The sequence below is a fragment of the Cognaticolwellia aestuarii genome (assembly GCF_002000025.1).
GTDB classification, from domain to species: domain Bacteria; phylum Pseudomonadota; class Gammaproteobacteria; order Enterobacterales; family Alteromonadaceae; genus Cognaticolwellia; species Cognaticolwellia aestuarii.
Window position 1 is genome coordinate 58,247 of sequence record NZ_MUZV01000001.1, and the last position, 16,771, is coordinate 75,017.

The following is a 16,771-nucleotide window of genomic DNA, read 5'->3' on the forward strand; positions in this document are numbered from 1 at the left end:
AATTAGCTTTTAAAAAATACTGCACAACCAAAAAGTTAGTCACTCCTAGCATTAAACCGCATTAGCTCGTACAGTAAAGTTTATCGTTTTTTACCCCGTACTAGCTAAGCCTGAGAAGACCGTTTGCTGACACCTACTACACCACTCAATAAGTACTGTTTTGCTGTTTTATATTTAGTTACTACAAGTATAAAAGTTATTTTCAGGTAATAAAAAAGCAGAGCCAATTGCTTAGCGCTGCTTTATAAACACTTAACTGGATATGTTAGAAATGAATAGTGGTACCAATAAATACACCATCAAATTCAATATTAGTGTATAGATCATTTAAGTCTTCTAGCTCTAACTTAACAGCACGGTAACCGAGGTTGATATTCATATCTACGGCAAGGTTATCGATAAGTTCATAGCTTACACCTACTTCGTAGTCATAAAGTGTATGATCGTCAAAAGATAGGAAGTTACCTTGCGCATAAAGGTTTAACCCTGTAAGTGGTAGACCTACATTAGTTGCGACATAAAGCATAGGTACGATATCAGTAACCGCTATACTATCTGATTGTGTAGTAGTTCCTGAGTCTGTTGTAATCTGCGCCGCTAAGGTGACATCACCATCAAAGTCACGAGCCGTCAAACCAAAATCGAATGATAATAAGTCATTATCAAATAATTCATAATATAAAGTGTAATCAACATAGCTAACATTGAAATCAGCATTAACTTGCGCATCTTCACGGAAAGTTTCATCATCGAATTCGAAATCAGCTGCTAGCGTTGTTACACCATCAGTTTCTAATGACGTGGAGGCTATCCGTAAATTAGGGATAAGCGGTAATGGGTGCTCAAAAGCAACAAAAAAACTGTTTTGCTTTTCATCAACCAAATTAAAATCTATTTGTGAGCTACCATCTCCCAATGTACCAGAGGCATGGTTATCCCATATTTGACCACCTAGATAGATACCTAAAGCGTCTGCTTGAACATTTGTTGATAAAATTGAGGCAAGCGTTGCTACTAGCGCTATTTTTTTCATGTTATTACCCTTGACTTAATAAGTCGTTTAAATCGATCAGTGCTGCATTTGCACGCGAAATATAATTAGCCATTACTAATGAATGATTCGCAAGCATGCCAAAACCATTGCCATTTAAAACCATCGGGCTCCAGATTGACTCTTGACTTGCTTCCAATTCACGAATAATTTGTTGCACACTAACTTTAGCATTTTTCTTTTCTAAAACATCATTAAAATCTATTTCTATAGCCTTTAAGAAGTGTAATAAAGCCCAACAGGCGCCGCGAGCCTCATAAAACTCATTATCAATCGCCCACCAGCTTGTTTTCAACTGCATGCTAGACACACTTGAAGTTGATTGCTGTGCGACACTATCGCCAGCAAGGTCAACATTAATTTGTTCTCGACCAACACTGGCACTTAAACGCTGAGAATAACTGCCTAAACGTTTTGTTGCTTCTTGGATCCAAGCACGCAAATTATCAGAACGCGCGTAAAATTGAGCTGATTGATTATTAACTTGCGTTAACGCTGTTCGATAGGCATATAATTCATTAATCGCTTTTTGATACTCGCCTTCAGCACTAGGAATTGCCCAACTTGTATGGTCAATATTAAACTGTGGTTGCGCTACTTTTAAGTTTTTATTTTCTGCTGACTGAGACTGTGATCGACTAAACTCCTGACGCATCACCAATGACATATCTCTGATCATCTCTAAAGCACCAAATTCCCAAGATGGAATATTATCTAAAAAAACTGATGGTGGAATGGCGTCATTAGCTAAGTAACCACCTGGCTTATTTAATAACGTTTCGGTGACTCTAATTAATGCTGTGGTAGTGGTATAACCAACCACTGGCGCTACATTTTCTGCCGTTGCAGCTTTAGTAACCTCAGCACGGATATCAAATTGTGCTGGTTCAAAGCTCCAATACACACCAAGTAAATAAAGCGCTAGCAATAGCCCGGTAATCCCTGAAATAATAGTTTTTGTAGAAATATTAACACTCATAACAAACTCCTAATGGTGGTGCTTTTTTTGCTTAAGACCTTTAATAATATAATTCACATCGATGCTAGATTGATCGTCAAAATGCAAGGTTATGGTAATGTTTTCTTTAGCCTTTAAGGGCTGTTTTAAATCAAAAATCATCAAATGTAAGCCTGATGGCTGAAACAGTACGGTATCTTTTGCTGAAATATCGACGTACTCAACTTGGCGCATACGCATTAAACCATTGGCCATGGTGTGCTCATGAATTTCAATTCTATCGGTTACCGAACTTGTCGCCGAGATTAAGCGAAGATCTTTTGTCGAGATATTATTAATAGCCATATAAGCCGAAGAAATAGACGTGCCAGGAATACTTTCCCTTGCAAAACTGCTTTGAACCAGCACTTTAGCATTGCTTTCGTTATCCACCGTGCTAGCGAACGCACTATTCACAAAAAAAATCAGTGGAACAATTGGTAAAAAAATATTCCTCATAAGCCGCTATACATCCTTTTTACTCATATTATGATTCATCTCCACCATTGTAACTAAGCTTGAACAAAATGGATAACTTAATTATTTAAAATCAAATCAATAACTCAGCCTTAGTTGATTAAGAGTGCCTGTTATCTCTATGGGTTAAGCTACTCGAAACCGGCCGTTTCAACTTAGCTGAAACGATTGAGTTATGGCTTTTGGTATAACTCAAACTCGGTATAACTCAAACTCGGTATAACTCAAACTCGGTATAACTTTAACATCAAAGCTGGCAGTACCTAAATGAAGGTGAAGATGAAGTGACGAATTAAAGGTAATCGATCAAAGATTTAATCGGGCTAAATAACAACAACCGTAGTGTAAAATGCTTTAAGACAGATAAACCTTACAGCACTGAAATTGTAACACCGGGGGTTAAAACGCAGAATATAATAAATCAAATCCTGCGCTGCTCTCATTAAAGGTATCGTTATAGCTATAACTTAATAATAATAATTAAAATAGATAAACTAGCCGGTTAGTTTTTTTAACTTTTTCTTTAATTTTTTAACTTTATCTTCTAAGTCTTCATTTTCGCTGATATCAATTTGGGCAATCGTTTCATACGCTTTAACTTGCTCTTTTTTCTGTAAGTATAGCTGCGCTAAACGATAATTTACCCAAGGTTGATATGCTTTAGCAGCCAATGGTAGCGCTTGCGTTAACGCATCGATACCTAGCTCAGTTTCCACACCAGACTCAACAGAAACTTTACCTTGTTGATATAGTGCCTCACCCTTCTTTTCATCGTCTTGGGCAAATTTAGCCGCTAAAGTTAAATCAGCTCGCGCTTTATCCCAAGCTTCATTTTTGATGTTTTGTTGGGCGCGTGAAAAATATAAAGTGCTGCTTTGTGGATATCGGTCAAAGGCTTCTGACATAGTTTTATCGGCTAATTCTGATTGCTCAGTTTGCCAATAAACTGTTGCTATTTGGCTGTAACCTAGCTCAGCGTCATAGCTTTGTAATTGTTTTGCATAAACCAACGCTTTATCTTTATCACCGCCTGCAATACCCGGTGCATTAAGGTGAAAGCCTATCAAGGTGTTGAGTGCATCTTGGTGATCGGGTTTTAATTCGACAGTTCTTTCCATCGCTTTAATAAAATCTTTGGCGTAGCTTAGTTTTGAAAAAATACTCGCTTTTTGTGCCATGATCACAGCACTAACGCCTAAGTAATAATTAATATCTACGTTGCTTACATGCTGTTTTTGCAGAGCTTCAAAATGATCAAATGCATCTTCAGTTTCATCATTTTCTAGTAACAATCGGCCTTTCAACACCTGCCCTGGAATAGCATTTTTTTCTTCTGTTGTTAAAGTATTAAAAACTTGTTGTGCTAATAAAATGTCATCCTGCTCTAAAGCATTTTGCACCGCTTGAATGTCTGCATAGCTTGTCATACTCATTGAAGCTAACAAGGTTAAAACTACTAATTTTTTCTTCATTTTACGTCCTGTATTTTTATTATAAATAATGACTAATATTGAGCTGCCCTTTTATCTCGTGTTACTAACCAAATAACGCCGGCGACTAAAAATATTGGCCAAAAAACGCCAACCAATAGCATTGCTCCACCACCTAACACTAACATAGCAACAAAAATTAATGAGCCAAAAACACTCATAGCTATTGCTAAAGCAACCAACACAAGTATAACAACCACCAGTGCTGAGATACTAATCGCTTTTAAAGGTTCAATTAATTGCTCACCTACATAAACATCAACGTCAAGTAGCTCAATAAAGCTAGTTCCTAGGACATAGGTTAAAAATATTGTTGCAAAAATAGCTAAGCATAATGATTTAAAAAATGACATTCTCTTCCCCTCTTTAATTCAGCTGATCTAGTGTCAGCTTTACAACCTTTAACCTAACAACGATCACTTCACGATTTTGTTGGCATTAACAGCGTAGCAACTAAATAAGCAACGCCTGTTGCAACGGGAAACATAAGTAGTGAGACAATGGCACCAACTCTAACCGCAACACGTGGCAAGTTATAATGCTTGGCAATACCACCACAAACACCTGATAATTTTTTATGTACCATATCTTTTGTTAAGGTTTTATTTACTGAATACTCACGGTCAAAGCTCATAACTTACTCCTCGTGCCTAACGTGGCAATTTTTACACATCAATTTGAAAAAAAATAATAATCCTGCGCTGATAAAGAAGCTAATTACGGGAGTTATAAACATAATACCCGTAATTATCCATGATGAAAGCGCCATGATATATCTGCTCTGACAACTAGCCGTTTACAACTTTTTTCTTTAGTTGCTCTAGCTCTTGTTCAATATTGTCGTCATTTTCTAACTCACGAAATTGGCTGTTTAAATCTTTTGCTGACGTCATATCATAAGCTTCAACTTCGGCTTCAACTCGGTCAATCTTTTGCTGATAACGTTCAAACTTGTTAATCGCTTCGTCAATATTATGCACCGCGGCTTTTTCACGTACTTTTAAACGTACTTCTGCAGACTGTTGACGTATTGCATAGGCTTCCTGCTTACGCTTAGCTTCAGTTAACTTATCTTGTAAACGTTGGCTGTCTTGTTGAACAGCGGTTAAATATTCATCAAATTGAGCTAACTCTTCATTAAGCTCAGTCAGCTTTTGTGTACAACTTTGCTTTTCAATCAGTGCTGACTTAGCTAAGTCTTCTCGGTGCTTACTTAACGCAAGTTCAGCTTTTTCTTGCCAATTAGCAACACGACTTTCCATATCTCGTATATTGCGTAAAAGTGTTTTCTTTTCTGCAATTTGCTTAGCGGCAGTAGAACGAACTTCAACAAGAGTTTCTTCCATTTCCTGAATGATCAACTTGATCATTTTTTCTGGATCTTCTGCTTTATCTAACATTGAGTTAATATTGGCGTTAATAATGTCAGTGAATCTTGAAAACATGCCCATGGTATTTCTCCTATTAATCTTCTGCTGTGTGTTGTTGTTTTTGAGTTAACTTAGTGTGCGTTGAAATTACGGCTACCGCTTGTGTTTTCATTGTGTTGTAGCGCATTGAAAATCGTTGCAATTCAAGCTTAATTGAATTCGATACCTGCGCAGATAAATCATGCGCAGCCTTTTCTCCTTGTGCCTGTATAGTTGCTGCTAAACTTTTCTCTAACGTGACTTCTTTTGCTGATGTGTTGAAAGTAAATAGCAGCGTACAAGATAATAAAACGGTGCTTAAAGCATACTTATTTGGTAATAGTTTCATTATTAATATCCTTATGTCAGTAACATGAAGAGTTATTATTAACTCATCGTGTTGGTATCTGACATTACTATTACAAGTGCTGTGCCAACTGATAAAAACTTTTTATGTCATTGTTATTTAAGGATTTTTGAAAAAGAACTTATAAAAAATCAATCTACGACATAATATGTCAAACTATATTTTGGTCAATATAATCATTACAGTTAGTTAAATTGACCAATATAAAATAACGTTCTTACTAGGGGGAGTGCATACCACTAAGTTAAGGATAAAAATTTGCGGGAAGTATTTGAAGAAGCGTTACCGCTAGCGATAAGCTTAATAAGACCTTAGTTATCGGTAGAAGTTTCCACAACCGTATCCGATCGCGAGCCCCACTCGCTCCAAGAGCCATCATAAACTCGTACATTAGCATAACCACAAATATTAGCCGCTAACGCCAATACACAAGCAGTAACACCCGAGCCACAACTCATGAGCATTGCTTGTTGCTTTGGATTAATAGCAGCGAAAATTTGTTGTAACTCTTCAGTCGGCTTAAGACGTCCTTGTTCGCATAAATCGGTGTAGGGTAAATTTTTCGCATTTGGCATATGTCCGCTTCGTACCCCTGCGCGAGGCTCAGCATCAACACCAATAAAGCGACGATTTGCTCGCGCATCTAGAATCAGTGCCGCTTTTGAGCGCGTAACGCGCTGAACTTCACTGCAATCAGAGAAATAATCAGCTTTCTCTTGCGCGATAAAATCACCAATAATGTGTGTTTTTTCTTCCCGGCATTCATCGAGCGCATTCACCACCGGCTTATTCAACTGTAACCAGTAAGGTAAGCCACCTTCTAATACCGCAATGTTTTTATGACCCATAGCTCTAAACATGTACCAAGCTCGGGCTGCCGAAAATAACCCTAAATCATCATAAACAACAATTTGACTTTGCTGATTAATACCGAGTTTTCTTGCCGCTAGTTCAAAATGTGCCGCTGATGGCATGGTGTGAGGTAAATGACTTTCCGGCTCAGAAAAATCTTGGTTTAAATCAAAGCGACGAGCATGAGGAATACGGAACTTTGGCCAGCTATGCTTAGGTGGCAACATATTCCCGATAGGAGGAATACTAGCATCGAGTATGACAAGATTTTTATTATCTAGCATTTCATGTAAATCTAGTGGTGAAATTGTTTGTTGAAAGCTGGTCATGATGCAAAACCTCACAGAGCAATATAAAATAAAATCAGCCAAGACAGCCTAAATATACAGTATTGCTCAAGGCTGTTCAGCTAAATTATATGTAAGTTGCGCTATCGCAATGAAATGAGGTCGTGTCTTTTAAAAATAAAGAATGCATGCGAAATAACAAACACTAATGAGCACATGTAGCGTCAAGCTATTGCAACCTGCCTGCGTACTGTAACATCAAAGCAAACGAATGCCTGCAGAGGTAATGACTCTTAATCAATGTTGCGATAATAACGCCGATTTTTTTCGCTCTAAACCTGCCACAACTAAGGACGTGGCTAGCATACAAATACCAGGTAACATAAACAGAGTAAATAATATGGTTAAGCTTGGCATCGGCAGTCTTCCTTTTTAAGTCATTTAAAGCACTACTTTTTATAGCACTATTAATATAAGTGCCATTAACGCTTACAAAGGTTGTGCCAAAAACAAAATAAAAATTAAACTATTGTTTATTAAGCAGATTAATTTAAATCACCTTTTAAGTCATCGATATAATTTACCAATACACAACATTAAAGTTGCGATATGGTGAAATTAACTAATTTATAGTCGCTTTTAACTCCCCGTCAAAAACGGTTAAAAAGCGGACGATATATTAACGTATCACTTCAACATGGAAGGCTGGCTGACACTAGCACTATACTCAGACAAGGTACTTATTTGACAGCTTGGTTTGGCTCTGCTCTTGTGCCAATCAATAACGCTTTAAACAACATTGCTAAATAGGCCATATACAAAAACTCAGGCACAGTTATCACGCATTACATTTTTCACGAAAGTCATAATTATCAAGAATGTAATAATTATCAAGAAATGCGCCTTCAACTGTAATCGCTCAGTCGACCAGAAACGTTAATATTAAGATGGCATGAGTTTTGTCCCAATACCGAACAATGCATATTGATATTGGGACTCTAAAACGTGGAAAGATAAAGTAGATGAACTCAATGAAACGGGAAACATTAAGCTCTAAATTTCATTTAAATCAGGATTAAGCTGTAGCACTCTATTAAAAGCTTGCAATAACACTTCACCACCAACGCCCTGGCCATTAGCATTCTCGCTTAAATAACGACGAAACTGTTTCGCACCAGCCAAGCCATTACACAACCCCAACATATGTCTTGCGACATGCCAGGCACGACCACCGTTAGCAACATGATTATCAATATAACTAACCATCTCATTAAGCACTTCATAGCGGCTTTTAACGTGGCTATCAGCTTGCCAAATTTCATTATCCGCTCGCGCTAGCATATACGGGTTTTGGTAAACCTCTCTACCGATCATAACCCCATCAATGTGCTGCATATGTTCATTTGCTTGAGCGAAAGTTGTAATACCACCATTTATCGAAATATCTAATTCCGGAAAGTCTTGCTTCAGTTGATAAACTCTTTGGTAATCCAGTGGTGGAATATCTCTGTTTTGCTTAGGACTCAAACCACTTAACCACGCTTTACGAGCATGAATAATAAAGTGCTGACAACCAGCAGCGCTTACCGTTGTTAAAAACTGCTGTAAAAATTCATAACTGTCTAAGTCATCAATACCAATACGTGACTTGACCGTTGTAGGGATATTTGTTGCATTTTGCATACTCGCCACACAATCAGCCACAAGTTGAGGCTCAGCCATTAAACAGGCACCAAATTTACCGTTTTGCACACGATCTGACGGACAACCAACATTAATGTTAACTTCATCGTAACCTTGCTGCTCAGCAATTTTTGCACATTCAGTCATCGCATTAACATCACTACCGCCTAGTTGCAAAACCACTGGATGCTCTTGCTCGTTATAAGCTAAGTAATTGCCTTTCCCATGTAATATTGCGCCCGTAGTGACCATTTCGGTATACAGCACTGTGTGCTTGGACATAACACGATAAAAATAACGACAGTGCCGATCAGTCCAATCAAGCATGGGTGCTATGGAAAGTTTGTGAGATATCATAAAGTTAATCAAAGGCCTTCGGATTTAAAATAAGACGATAACGTAAAAGCAATGTTTTACGTTTTATTGAATTATACGGGCTTTGCCGTCGCTAAACAAAATAATTAACTTAAGTGTTCAGCTGTTAGCTAGGCAATGATTTCAGTCATTCGCTATTAGACAGTTCAATAAGGCGCTTTTCTATCGCTGTAATACAAACACTAATACTGGCAGGTAAATGGTTATCATAAGTGTGCAAGGCGTAAATAGAGTTTATTGGTAAAGTAAGTTCTGGGAACACTTCAGACAAAAAGGGTTTCATGGTGTTGAATTGAAAATCTGGAATGACACCAATACCAACTCCTTCCTTAATTAACGCTAAGCAAGAATAAAATGAATTGGCACGGCACAGTGCATTAGCCTCATAATGTAACTTATTACCTTTGGCATCAACGAACTGGTGACTAACATGTTTACCTTGCCATGTATTGGCGATGTAAACTGGCTTATCAATGTTATCATTTTGCAAAAGCGCATGACTGCCACAAAGAATATCCCTGAACTTTCCAATTCTACGTTGTTTAATATCACTCGCTTGCGAAGGGCCAACTCTAATGGCAAGGTCGATATTATTTGCCATTAAATCTAGTTGACTATCCCCACTGATCAGCTCAGGTTCAAGCAGTGGATACTCCAGCAATAATTTAGCTATTGTTGGCGCGATAACAATATCCATTAAAGCATTCGGTGCGGTTATAGTAATAGGCCCTTGAGGTAACGTAGTTGTTCCCTGCGCTTTTTGCCAAGCAAACTCTGTTATTTTATTAATTGCCTTGCATGACTCATAAAAATCTTTTCCCGCACTGGTGAGGGTATGCTTTCTGGTGCTGCGCTTAATTAACAGCACACCAAGCTCCTGCTCTAGTAATTTAAGATGCTGACTGACTACTGATTTAGATAATTGTAATGAGTCTGCCGCTGCGGTAATTGAACCTGCTTCAACAATGTGTGAAAACACTGACATATGGCGAATTTTTTTCACCCTTATTACCCTTATAAATCGAACAGTAAGTTCTATTATCTTTATTTTTCTTAGTAATTAATAGTTATATTCTGTACCTGTGCTCGTAACTAACCTATGTAACATACCTAAGGATTTCCCTCATGACCGACAATAATATTTTAGCATTATGTAAAGCAGGCATCAGCGCTTGGCAAAAAGCATTTAATAATCAAGATGCTGCTGGATGTGCAGCTCAATACACCGAAGATTGTATTATGCAAGCTAAGCCCCTTGGTGTTTTCAAAGGCAGAGAAGAGATTTTAGCCTGTTGGCAAAACATTATAGCGCAAGGTTTTAGTAATGTTGAGTACTCAAATGTTAACTGGGAAGCCGATGAAAATGGTGGCTATATTCTTACCTCTGAGTGGAAAATGAATAAAGCATTCGGTGTTGTACATCGCGAACATTGGGTCGTTGAAGCTGATGGTAAAGCTCGCTTGAAAAGCGACTCATTTGAGATCTTGGGAGAGAAATAAAGCGCTATCAAGTTACATAATGATATCGCTTGATGAGTTAAGTATTTATTTGTTAACGATAAAAGCAAGTATGAACAACAACAAAACTGGCATTAAAGGCTCAAATATTACAATAGCAGCCTTTAATATCACTAATAACCAGATCAGAATTAAAACCTTGTGCGTAGTTTTTTAATACTGTTTCAACATAACCGTTTGATTCTGAGCAGGCTAGCCCTGCTGAATAAGGTCCGAAATATAATAGTTCTTCTACCCCACCGGTAATTAAAATTGCCGGTGTTGACGGGATAATTGTAAATAAATCAGCGGGTATATTAATGTTAACCACATCAAATCCAGCTGATTTTGCTTGTTTATTAATGGCACGCTTATGATCTTTACTATATTGAGTACATGCACATTCATGACTTGTGAAATGAACAATAGTATTGCTGAGGTTAATATTTTTAAGTGCTGAAATTTCTTTCAGCTGCTCAATCACAACACTACTGTCTTGACCTAACAACTTTCTATTTGGATCAAACGGCAGTAAGCGACCCGTTATAAAATAAACTGCCGCAGCCAATGTTAAAACAAGCCAAAGTACAAACACGGCATAATGATAGCGTGTTATTTGTTTATTTGAAGCTAGCAATACTTGCCTCTAATGATGTAATTGCACCTGAAATTTTATTAACTTCTTCCGCTAACATTTCAACCTTTCTCGCATCATCTTGCCCTAGTAAGCTCATTTTCTCTGTACTTTGCGCTATTTCATTAGTTGTAACTGATTGCTCTTCTACTGCGGCAGCAACTGAGTGTGCAATATCACTTGATAATGAAACTAGTTGTGCGGAGTTAAGTACTTCTACACTAGCATTTTCTGCCACAGAAATAACTAACTCGACAGCATCAAGACATTCGGCCATTAATTGGGTAGATGATTTTGAATAAGCCACAAGTTGAGTAAGCGTAGTTGCGATTTTATCTGTACTTTCTTTGGTTCTATTGGCCAGCGCTCTTACCTCATCGGCAACAACAGCGAAGCCGCGACCTTGCTCACCAGCTCTTGCAGCCTCAATTGCAGCATTTAAAGCTAATAAGTTAGTCTGATCTGCGATACTGGTAATTTCTGATAAAACACTGGTAATAACGTCACTAGAGCTTGCTAAAGCGGTTATTTCATCACTTGTTTTTGTTAGTGCACCCGTAAGTTCACTGTTTTTAACATTAATTTCTTCAATGTATTGGTTAGCGGTTTGAGTCGATGTACTTGCCGCTTGCATTTGTTCATTCAATTTATTGGTATCTTGCGCTATCGAAGCAACAGTTACCGCCATTTCTTCAACTGATGACACTATGATCTCTGTTTCTTGTTGCCTGTTTCTCGCCGAGCTTTCAAGCTCAGACTTCACCGACATTAAATTGTTGCGATTTATGCTCACTTCATTAGTTTGTGTTTTAACGCCCGCAACCACGTTGTCGAAAATAGATAAAAGTCGATTAAACTCACCTAATACCACATTGCTATGAGCATTAGTTCTAACTTTTAGATCGAGTGATTTTTCATTCTCAATAATCGTATGTGTAACTTGTGCAAGCTCTTTACCGACTTGGCTATCATCGTATAACGTTTTCGCGATAAAACCTGCAATGATAGCTTCGGCAATTGCATAAGCAGCATGTAGCAATACCGTTGAGAATAACAAACGATCTTCATCAAAAATATAAACACCAACACCATCTACTTGCATAAAATAAAACGACATGTGATGAAGGGCGACTAAAGCAATAGCGGAAATAAACACTTTCCAATCTTTAAATATGATCAATATCGCCATCAACATAAAAATTTCAAAATGAACCTCTATTAAGCCATTCATTTGATGGATATGTAGTGCTGCGAATATCATTGCTGATAATGCCGAGGCGTGTTTAGTTAATGCTGCATCCGGCGCTGTATTCATTAACCATAACGGTACAAATAATGCGGGTATGCCAATAACAAAAGCTTCCGCGAATGTACCATAGAAAAATGCGATAGCGATTGACTCACAAAAGAGCAAGACAAGCACACTGGAAAATACTTTATTTATTTTATTCATAATCTTTCACTATAGCCTTATGTGACATTACTAATTTTCTTTTACTTATTAAATATAGCCAATGAATACTTACCAGACGAAATAAAAGATCAATTAACCCGCATTAATAATCTCATTAAGAAATGCTCGCGGATAAATTAAACGACTTGCTTTTATATGGTAATGCCGTAATGAACTGACATTAAATTCAGACACCTAAGCATAAGCGTTAACTTCTGCTTAGGCTGAACTGAGTTGAGGTAATTAATAACTCAAGACTGAGCGCTGATGGGGGTTATTGTCTTCTAAAGGCAAACAAAGCAAATAACCCTAAGGCCAAAATAATAAAACTTGACGGCTCAGGTACAGTTACCGCTGGCTCAACCAAAGCGGGGGCATTATTTGATTGATTTGCCAGTGGGTTATCATTTATTTGCGTATTACCCTGCCAAGAGTTCGCGATAACTTGTCCCCAAATAACGCCATACGGTGCTTTAATATCAGCTTTAGGCGCTAATATTGAACCGTATAACGCGGCATTAATATTTAATGTCTCAGCTTCAAAAAAGTTAAATATTACATTATCTGACATATTTCTAAGGGAAGTAGCAGAGTTATTGTCACCGCCAAAGTCTCCCCAACTGGTCGTAATATCAGTGCCAGCGATGTTAAGTAATACCGTGTCGCCTTGGTCAACAGCTGATAGGTGGTAAACATTAAACAACATATCAGAGGCATTTAAGTTAAACACGTGCAGGTCGTTTGCTAGATCATTTTCACCTGCGCCTTTCAAGTACTGGTTAGAAGAGTAGAGATCCTTAGCTACGCCGTTTGCAGCTAACAAACCAAGATTGGCTGATAAATCATTTAAAAAAGCAAACTCAGTATCAAAATTAATGGGAGCAACCGGGGCAACAGCCATATTATTTAAGCTACCATTTGTAATAGTGCCTGATCCTGTTGGAGTATAATCACCACCAACATAGACATCGCCGGCGATTTGCCCGCTAGTAAAATTTAAATCACCGCCAACAACTAAAGCCGGCAGCACATTGGTATCAGTATATAATTGCTGTGAGTTTTTGATGTTTATGCTGTAATTACTGATACTAACATTACCACCTGCCGCGACACGTCCTTCAACATCACTACCTGTTGATGAGAAATTTTGATGAATAAAAGCATTATAGTTGCTCGCAGCACCTAAGTTAATAATGCCCGCTAATGCTGAATAGCTAAGGCTCGAAAGGAGTAAAATGGAAACAGTATGCAATAAGCGATTGACGTTCATATAAAGACAACTCTAGTAAATTTTTTGTAAGATCAAGCCATACCATGCAAAGGTCAGACCAGATTTATAAGTAACTATAATTATTAATATTTTACATATTACATCATGCAAAAACAAGTTGAGTGTAAAGTTATTAGACAACATTACTGAAAGTACTAAAGTCATAGAGATACTCGCGAATATGGCTTAGAGTACATAGCTTGCTCACTTACGCTGCAAAAATGATGCAATGCGCATTGGGTTAACTATCGCAATTACCGACTTTTCTGTGTGTTAATGCTTTATTTAATTTCCTGATATTTAATCTATTTTTTAACAAACAACTCGCTTATTATATTATTAATAATGTTCCATTACGGCATTACCTCAGATGTAAAGGCATAACAAATGAAAGTAATTTTCTCACATGGTAAAGAAAGTGGTCCTTGGGGCAGTAAAATAACGCAACTTGCCAACGAAGCTAAAACATTAGGTTTTTCGGTTGATAGCATAGACTACAGTGACATAGTAAGCCCTGATGAGCGTGTTTCAATACTCAACCATTATTTAGAAAACGAAACTCAAGCCTATATATTAGTCGGTTCAAGTATGGGGGGTTATGTATCCCTGGTCGCCGCAAAAACCAGCAAGCCAATAGCGGTATTTTTGCTAGCCCCTGCGCTTTTCATGCCTGACTATCAACACCAAACCTATACCACCCAGGTAAAAAATATCAATATCATACATGGTTGGTCTGATGAGATTATTCCGGTCGAGCATTCAATTAAATATGCACAGCAGGCAAAATGTGCGCTCCACTTGATTGCTGGTGACCACCGCCTAAACACCTCAATTGAACAAGTAAAAACGCTATTTAAAGCTTTTTTACTAAGCCTTAAAAAATAGCTTGTTCTTTGACTTTACACAAGCAAATGAAAAGCAAGTCAGTAAAGTCTCAGTACTATTTACTCGGCCACAAGCTGAATTAGCCATTAATATGCTACATCGCTTAGTTTATATTGATATGTTTAGTGCGCTAAATATTAAGACACTCAAATTAAAACAAGCTATAGAGCAAAATAAAAGCATTCAATTCAGCCGCTTAAATCAAAAGCATTATATAAAATTTAAAGCTGACAATGTGATTTACAGCATTACATTCAATGACACTTAATTGGCAAACAAAAGACCTCAATAGCGTGCTAAAAATCTCTTCTAGACTATAAAAACAACATCACACAAGGTTAGCTATGTTTTATTTTGAGTCATGTTTCGGTAAATATTTATAGCCAGTGAGCATAGCGGAAACTAAGGCTGTTTTTTCTCTGCGCTCAGCAATAATGACCCCAAAAATATGTAAAGGGATCAAAAATAGTAAACTGTAAAAAGCATACACATGGGCTGTAATAAAAGGCTTTCTTATTGCTCTCATTTGCTGATAAGCAGCCTCATCAACATTTTCTTTTGAGTAGGGCTTAATGTCTGCTACATTATTTTTATCAATGGCAATGCTTTCAGCAAAATAATCACCAAACGGTGGATAATAGATGTCTGTTCCGGCAATAACTAAACCTGAAACAAATTGCGTTGACATAAGTAAAAATAAAGCCAGCACCATTAATTTTCCTGCCGGATTATGTCCTTTATAGGCTGTTTTTTTATGTTGCTTAAATTCAAGCAACGCTTGGGAAAAACCTTGTTTAAACGGTAATATTTTACTCCATCGTTCATAGCCTTTACCAATAAAGCCAATTAACAACCTAAACAGTAAGTTAATTGCAAAAACATAACCCACAATAACGTGTATTGTTTTCAACAATATTTTACCATCAGTGCTAACACCAAATAGCTTGCCATTTAGAATAACCAAGCCAATAAAAATAAGTAGGGTTATTGCGATAACATTCACCCAATGAAATACCCTTACTTTTCGGCTCCAAACAAAAACTTGCTCGCGTTCAATACTCATATCAACCTCTTTTGATTCAATATATGTTAATAAAATCAGCTAACTAAAAAACAAGGCTAGCAGCAAATTTATATAATTCATCGTTGAATAGCCTAATAACCGAAAGTGCATACAGTCTGTGTAACAACACAACAACGGTAAGTCTTAGCAAAACTAAGTCATATCTTTATTATCAACAGTATTTGCTTTGGATACTTGCGCTAGAACAACTATTAGCATCTAAAGTAACGTATATTGGCATCCCACATCATTAGACATAAGTTAGTGTCGATGACTAACTTCATATTTTTATGGTACATATGTCTACTAACAGTATATTCCGCCGATAAATGAGAACTTTATGAGAGATAAGTTAATCACAATCATATTACTTATTATTATGTTTTTAAATTTTTTTGACGTACTTGCCGATATCTCTTTGGGAGTACCTAGCTGGCATATTTTATCTGAAAGTTTCGTGGTGATCGCATCCGCGATAGCTGCATTTTTTCTCATTAAAGATATGCGTAACAGAACAGCTAGTATCAAAAGGCTAAAACAAGCATTAACAATATCGAATGATCAATTTAAAAATATTTCTGATGAAATGCTAAACGCGCGTCATAAATATAGCACCGTGATCCGTGAGCAGTTTTTACAATGGTCACTTACCCTCAGTGAACAGGAAGTCGCGATGCTATTACTCAAAGGGTTAAGCTTTAAAGAGATCAGCGCCGTCAGAAGTACCAAAGAAAAAACGGTAAGACAGCAAGCATCAACTATTTACAGCAAAGCAAATATAGATGGTAGACACGAACTTGCCGCATGGTTTCTAGAAGACTTTATACAATAGAAGCTTTCAGTCCTGCTTTTAAGTACCCACATGTAAATATTCGACAATAACGACTTAACCTATTTTTTATGCAACTTGTCGCATAATTAGCCGCACATTACTCGCTGATAAGTTAAAAAGTGTTATAAAGATGCGTTTATTATAAAATT

Annotated in this window: 18 protein-coding genes; 3 read left to right on the forward strand and 15 right to left on the reverse strand. The window is 37.2% G+C overall.

The genetic code is table 11. The features are described 5' to 3' along the window. Positions 1 to 265 precede the first annotated feature (265 nt). The 11 genes from B0169_RS00270 to B0169_RS00320 form a co-directional block, all read right to left on the reverse strand. Complete coding sequence (locus B0169_RS00270; RefSeq protein ID WP_077283578.1) at positions 266 to 1,033, reverse strand: TIGR04219 family outer membrane beta-barrel protein; 768 nt, start codon at positions 1,031 to 1,033, stop codon at positions 266 to 268. 4 nt (positions 1,034 to 1,037) lie between these two features. Continuing rightward, positions 1,038 to 2,030, reverse strand: a complete 993-nt coding sequence (locus B0169_RS00275; RefSeq protein ID WP_077283579.1) for a DUF2333 family protein — start codon at positions 2,028 to 2,030, stop codon at positions 1,038 to 1,040. 9 nt (positions 2,031 to 2,039) lie between these two features. Beyond that, positions 2,040 to 2,507 carry a copper chaperone PCu(A)C gene (locus B0169_RS00280; protein WP_077283580.1) on the reverse strand — a complete coding sequence of 156 codons (468 nt, stop codon included), beginning with the start codon at positions 2,505 to 2,507 and terminating at the stop codon, positions 2,040 to 2,042. Between the two features lie 512 nt (positions 2,508 to 3,019). Beyond that, positions 3,020 to 3,997, reverse strand: a complete 978-nt coding sequence (locus tag B0169_RS00285) for a tetratricopeptide repeat protein (RefSeq protein WP_077283582.1) — start codon at positions 3,995 to 3,997, stop codon at positions 3,020 to 3,022. A gap of 32 nt (positions 3,998 to 4,029) precedes the next feature. After that, the gene (locus B0169_RS00290; RefSeq protein WP_077283584.1) at positions 4,030 to 4,368 is read right to left on the reverse strand and encodes a hypothetical protein; all 339 of its coding nucleotides are present in this window, start codon (positions 4,366 to 4,368) and stop codon (positions 4,030 to 4,032) included. Between the two features lie 68 nt (positions 4,369 to 4,436). Next, positions 4,437 to 4,649, reverse strand: coding sequence for a PspC domain-containing protein (locus B0169_RS00295; RefSeq protein ID WP_077283586.1), 213 nt, complete (start codon positions 4,647 to 4,649; stop codon positions 4,437 to 4,439). Positions 4,650 to 4,803: 154 nt separating this feature from the next. After that, positions 4,804 to 5,466, reverse strand: coding sequence for a phage shock protein PspA (gene pspA, locus B0169_RS00300; protein ID WP_077283588.1), 663 nt, complete (start codon positions 5,464 to 5,466; stop codon positions 4,804 to 4,806). A 13-nt stretch (positions 5,467 to 5,479) separates the two neighbouring features. Further along, positions 5,480 to 5,773, reverse strand: a complete 294-nt coding sequence (locus B0169_RS00305; protein WP_077283590.1) for a hypothetical protein — start codon at positions 5,771 to 5,773, stop codon at positions 5,480 to 5,482. 329 nt (positions 5,774 to 6,102) lie between these two features. Then, positions 6,103 to 6,972, reverse strand: a complete 870-nt coding sequence (locus B0169_RS00310; protein WP_077283592.1) for a sulfurtransferase — start codon at positions 6,970 to 6,972, stop codon at positions 6,103 to 6,105. A gap of 1,011 nt (positions 6,973 to 7,983) precedes the next feature. Continuing rightward, positions 7,984 to 8,970 carry a tRNA dihydrouridine(20/20a) synthase DusA gene (gene dusA, locus B0169_RS00315; RefSeq protein WP_179143609.1) on the reverse strand — a complete coding sequence of 329 codons (987 nt, stop codon included), beginning with the start codon at positions 8,968 to 8,970 and terminating at the stop codon, positions 7,984 to 7,986. A gap of 145 nt (positions 8,971 to 9,115) precedes the next feature. After that, positions 9,116 to 9,991: a LysR family transcriptional regulator gene (locus B0169_RS00320; RefSeq protein WP_077283594.1), complete on the reverse strand. Its 876-nt coding sequence runs from the start codon at positions 9,989 to 9,991 to the stop codon at positions 9,116 to 9,118. A 122-nt stretch (positions 9,992 to 10,113) separates the two neighbouring features. Here B0169_RS00320 and B0169_RS00325 point away from each other — a divergent pair, with 122 nt between their 5' ends. Continuing rightward, entirely contained in the window at positions 10,114 to 10,488 is a 375-nt protein-coding gene (locus B0169_RS00325) for a YybH family protein (protein ID WP_077283596.1), read from the forward strand. Positions 10,489 to 10,588: 100 nt separating this feature from the next. On the opposite strand, the gene B0169_RS00330 is transcribed toward B0169_RS00325, so the two are convergent. The 3 genes from B0169_RS00330 to B0169_RS00340 all read right to left on the reverse strand — a co-directional run bounded on the left by B0169_RS00330 (position 10,589) and on the right by B0169_RS00340 (position 13,842). Continuing rightward, positions 10,589 to 11,122 carry a DUF6436 domain-containing protein gene (locus B0169_RS00330; RefSeq protein WP_077283598.1) on the reverse strand — a complete coding sequence of 178 codons (534 nt, stop codon included), beginning with the start codon at positions 11,120 to 11,122 and terminating at the stop codon, positions 10,589 to 10,591. Beyond that, complete coding sequence (locus tag B0169_RS00335) at positions 11,106 to 12,572, reverse strand: methyl-accepting chemotaxis protein (RefSeq protein ID WP_077283600.1); 1,467 nt, start codon at positions 12,570 to 12,572, stop codon at positions 11,106 to 11,108. The genes B0169_RS00330 and B0169_RS00335 overlap by 17 nt, the downstream gene beginning before the upstream one ends. 274 nt (positions 12,573 to 12,846) lie before the next feature. Then, the gene (locus tag B0169_RS00340; protein ID WP_077284505.1) at positions 12,847 to 13,842 is read right to left on the reverse strand and encodes a choice-of-anchor A family protein; all 996 of its coding nucleotides are present in this window, start codon (positions 13,840 to 13,842) and stop codon (positions 12,847 to 12,849) included. 387 nt (positions 13,843 to 14,229) lie between these two features. Here B0169_RS00340 and B0169_RS00345 point away from each other — a divergent pair, with 387 nt between their 5' ends. Then, complete coding sequence (locus B0169_RS00345; protein ID WP_077283602.1) at positions 14,230 to 14,727, forward strand: alpha/beta fold hydrolase; 498 nt, start codon at positions 14,230 to 14,232, stop codon at positions 14,725 to 14,727. Between the two features lie 349 nt (positions 14,728 to 15,076). Here the strand turns inward: B0169_RS00345 and B0169_RS00355 are convergent, their stop codons facing one another. Beyond that, the gene (locus B0169_RS00355) at positions 15,077 to 15,790 is read right to left on the reverse strand and encodes a cytochrome b/b6 domain-containing protein (RefSeq protein ID WP_077283606.1); all 714 of its coding nucleotides are present in this window, start codon (positions 15,788 to 15,790) and stop codon (positions 15,077 to 15,079) included. A gap of 340 nt (positions 15,791 to 16,130) precedes the next feature. Between B0169_RS00355 and B0169_RS00360 the strand changes: the two genes are divergently transcribed. Continuing rightward, a complete protein-coding gene (locus B0169_RS00360) occupies positions 16,131 to 16,622 on the forward strand; it encodes a helix-turn-helix transcriptional regulator (protein WP_077283608.1) in 492 nt (163 codons plus the stop codon). Positions 16,623 to 16,771: the final 149 nt, after the last annotated feature.

Excerpts from the sequence above, each read along its gene's own strand:
- B0169_RS00270 (WP_077283578.1), bottom strand. The coding sequence starts at position 1,033 with ATGAAAAAAATAGCGCTAGTAGCAACGCTTGCCTCAATTTTATCAACA.
- B0169_RS00275 (WP_077283579.1), bottom strand. The coding sequence starts at position 2,030 with ATGAGTGTTAATATTTCTACAAAAACTATTATTTCAGGGATTACCGGG.
- B0169_RS00280 (WP_077283580.1), bottom strand. The coding sequence starts at position 2,507 with ATGAGGAATATTTTTTTACCAATTGTTCCACTGATTTTTTTTGTGAAT.
- B0169_RS00285 (WP_077283582.1), bottom strand. The coding sequence starts at position 3,997 with ATGAAGAAAAAATTAGTAGTTTTAACCTTGTTAGCTTCAATGAGTATG.
- B0169_RS00290 (WP_077283584.1), bottom strand. The coding sequence starts at position 4,368 with ATGTCATTTTTTAAATCATTATGCTTAGCTATTTTTGCAACAATATTT.
- B0169_RS00295 (WP_077283586.1), bottom strand. The coding sequence starts at position 4,649 with ATGAGCTTTGACCGTGAGTATTCAGTAAATAAAACCTTAACAAAAGAT.
- pspA (WP_077283588.1), bottom strand. The coding sequence starts at position 5,466 with ATGGGCATGTTTTCAAGATTCACTGACATTATTAACGCCAATATTAAC.
- B0169_RS00305 (WP_077283590.1), bottom strand. The coding sequence starts at position 5,773 with ATGAAACTATTACCAAATAAGTATGCTTTAAGCACCGTTTTATTATCT.
- B0169_RS00310 (WP_077283592.1), bottom strand. The coding sequence starts at position 6,972 with ATGACCAGCTTTCAACAAACAATTTCACCACTAGATTTACATGAAATG.
- dusA (WP_179143609.1), bottom strand. The coding sequence starts at position 8,970 with ATGATATCTCACAAACTTTCCATAGCACCCATGCTTGATTGGACTGAT.
- B0169_RS00325 (WP_077283596.1), top strand. The coding sequence starts at position 10,114 with ATGACCGACAATAATATTTTAGCATTATGTAAAGCAGGCATCAGCGCT.
- B0169_RS00335 (WP_077283600.1), bottom strand. The coding sequence starts at position 12,572 with ATGAATAAAATAAATAAAGTATTTTCCAGTGTGCTTGTCTTGCTCTTT.
- B0169_RS00340 (WP_077284505.1), bottom strand. The coding sequence starts at position 13,842 with ATGAACGTCAATCGCTTATTGCATACTGTTTCCATTTTACTCCTTTCG.
- B0169_RS00345 (WP_077283602.1), top strand. The coding sequence starts at position 14,230 with ATGAAAGTAATTTTCTCACATGGTAAAGAAAGTGGTCCTTGGGGCAGT.
- B0169_RS00355 (WP_077283606.1), bottom strand. The coding sequence starts at position 15,790 with ATGAGTATTGAACGCGAGCAAGTTTTTGTTTGGAGCCGAAAAGTAAGG.
- B0169_RS00360 (WP_077283608.1), top strand. The coding sequence starts at position 16,131 with ATGAGAGATAAGTTAATCACAATCATATTACTTATTATTATGTTTTTA.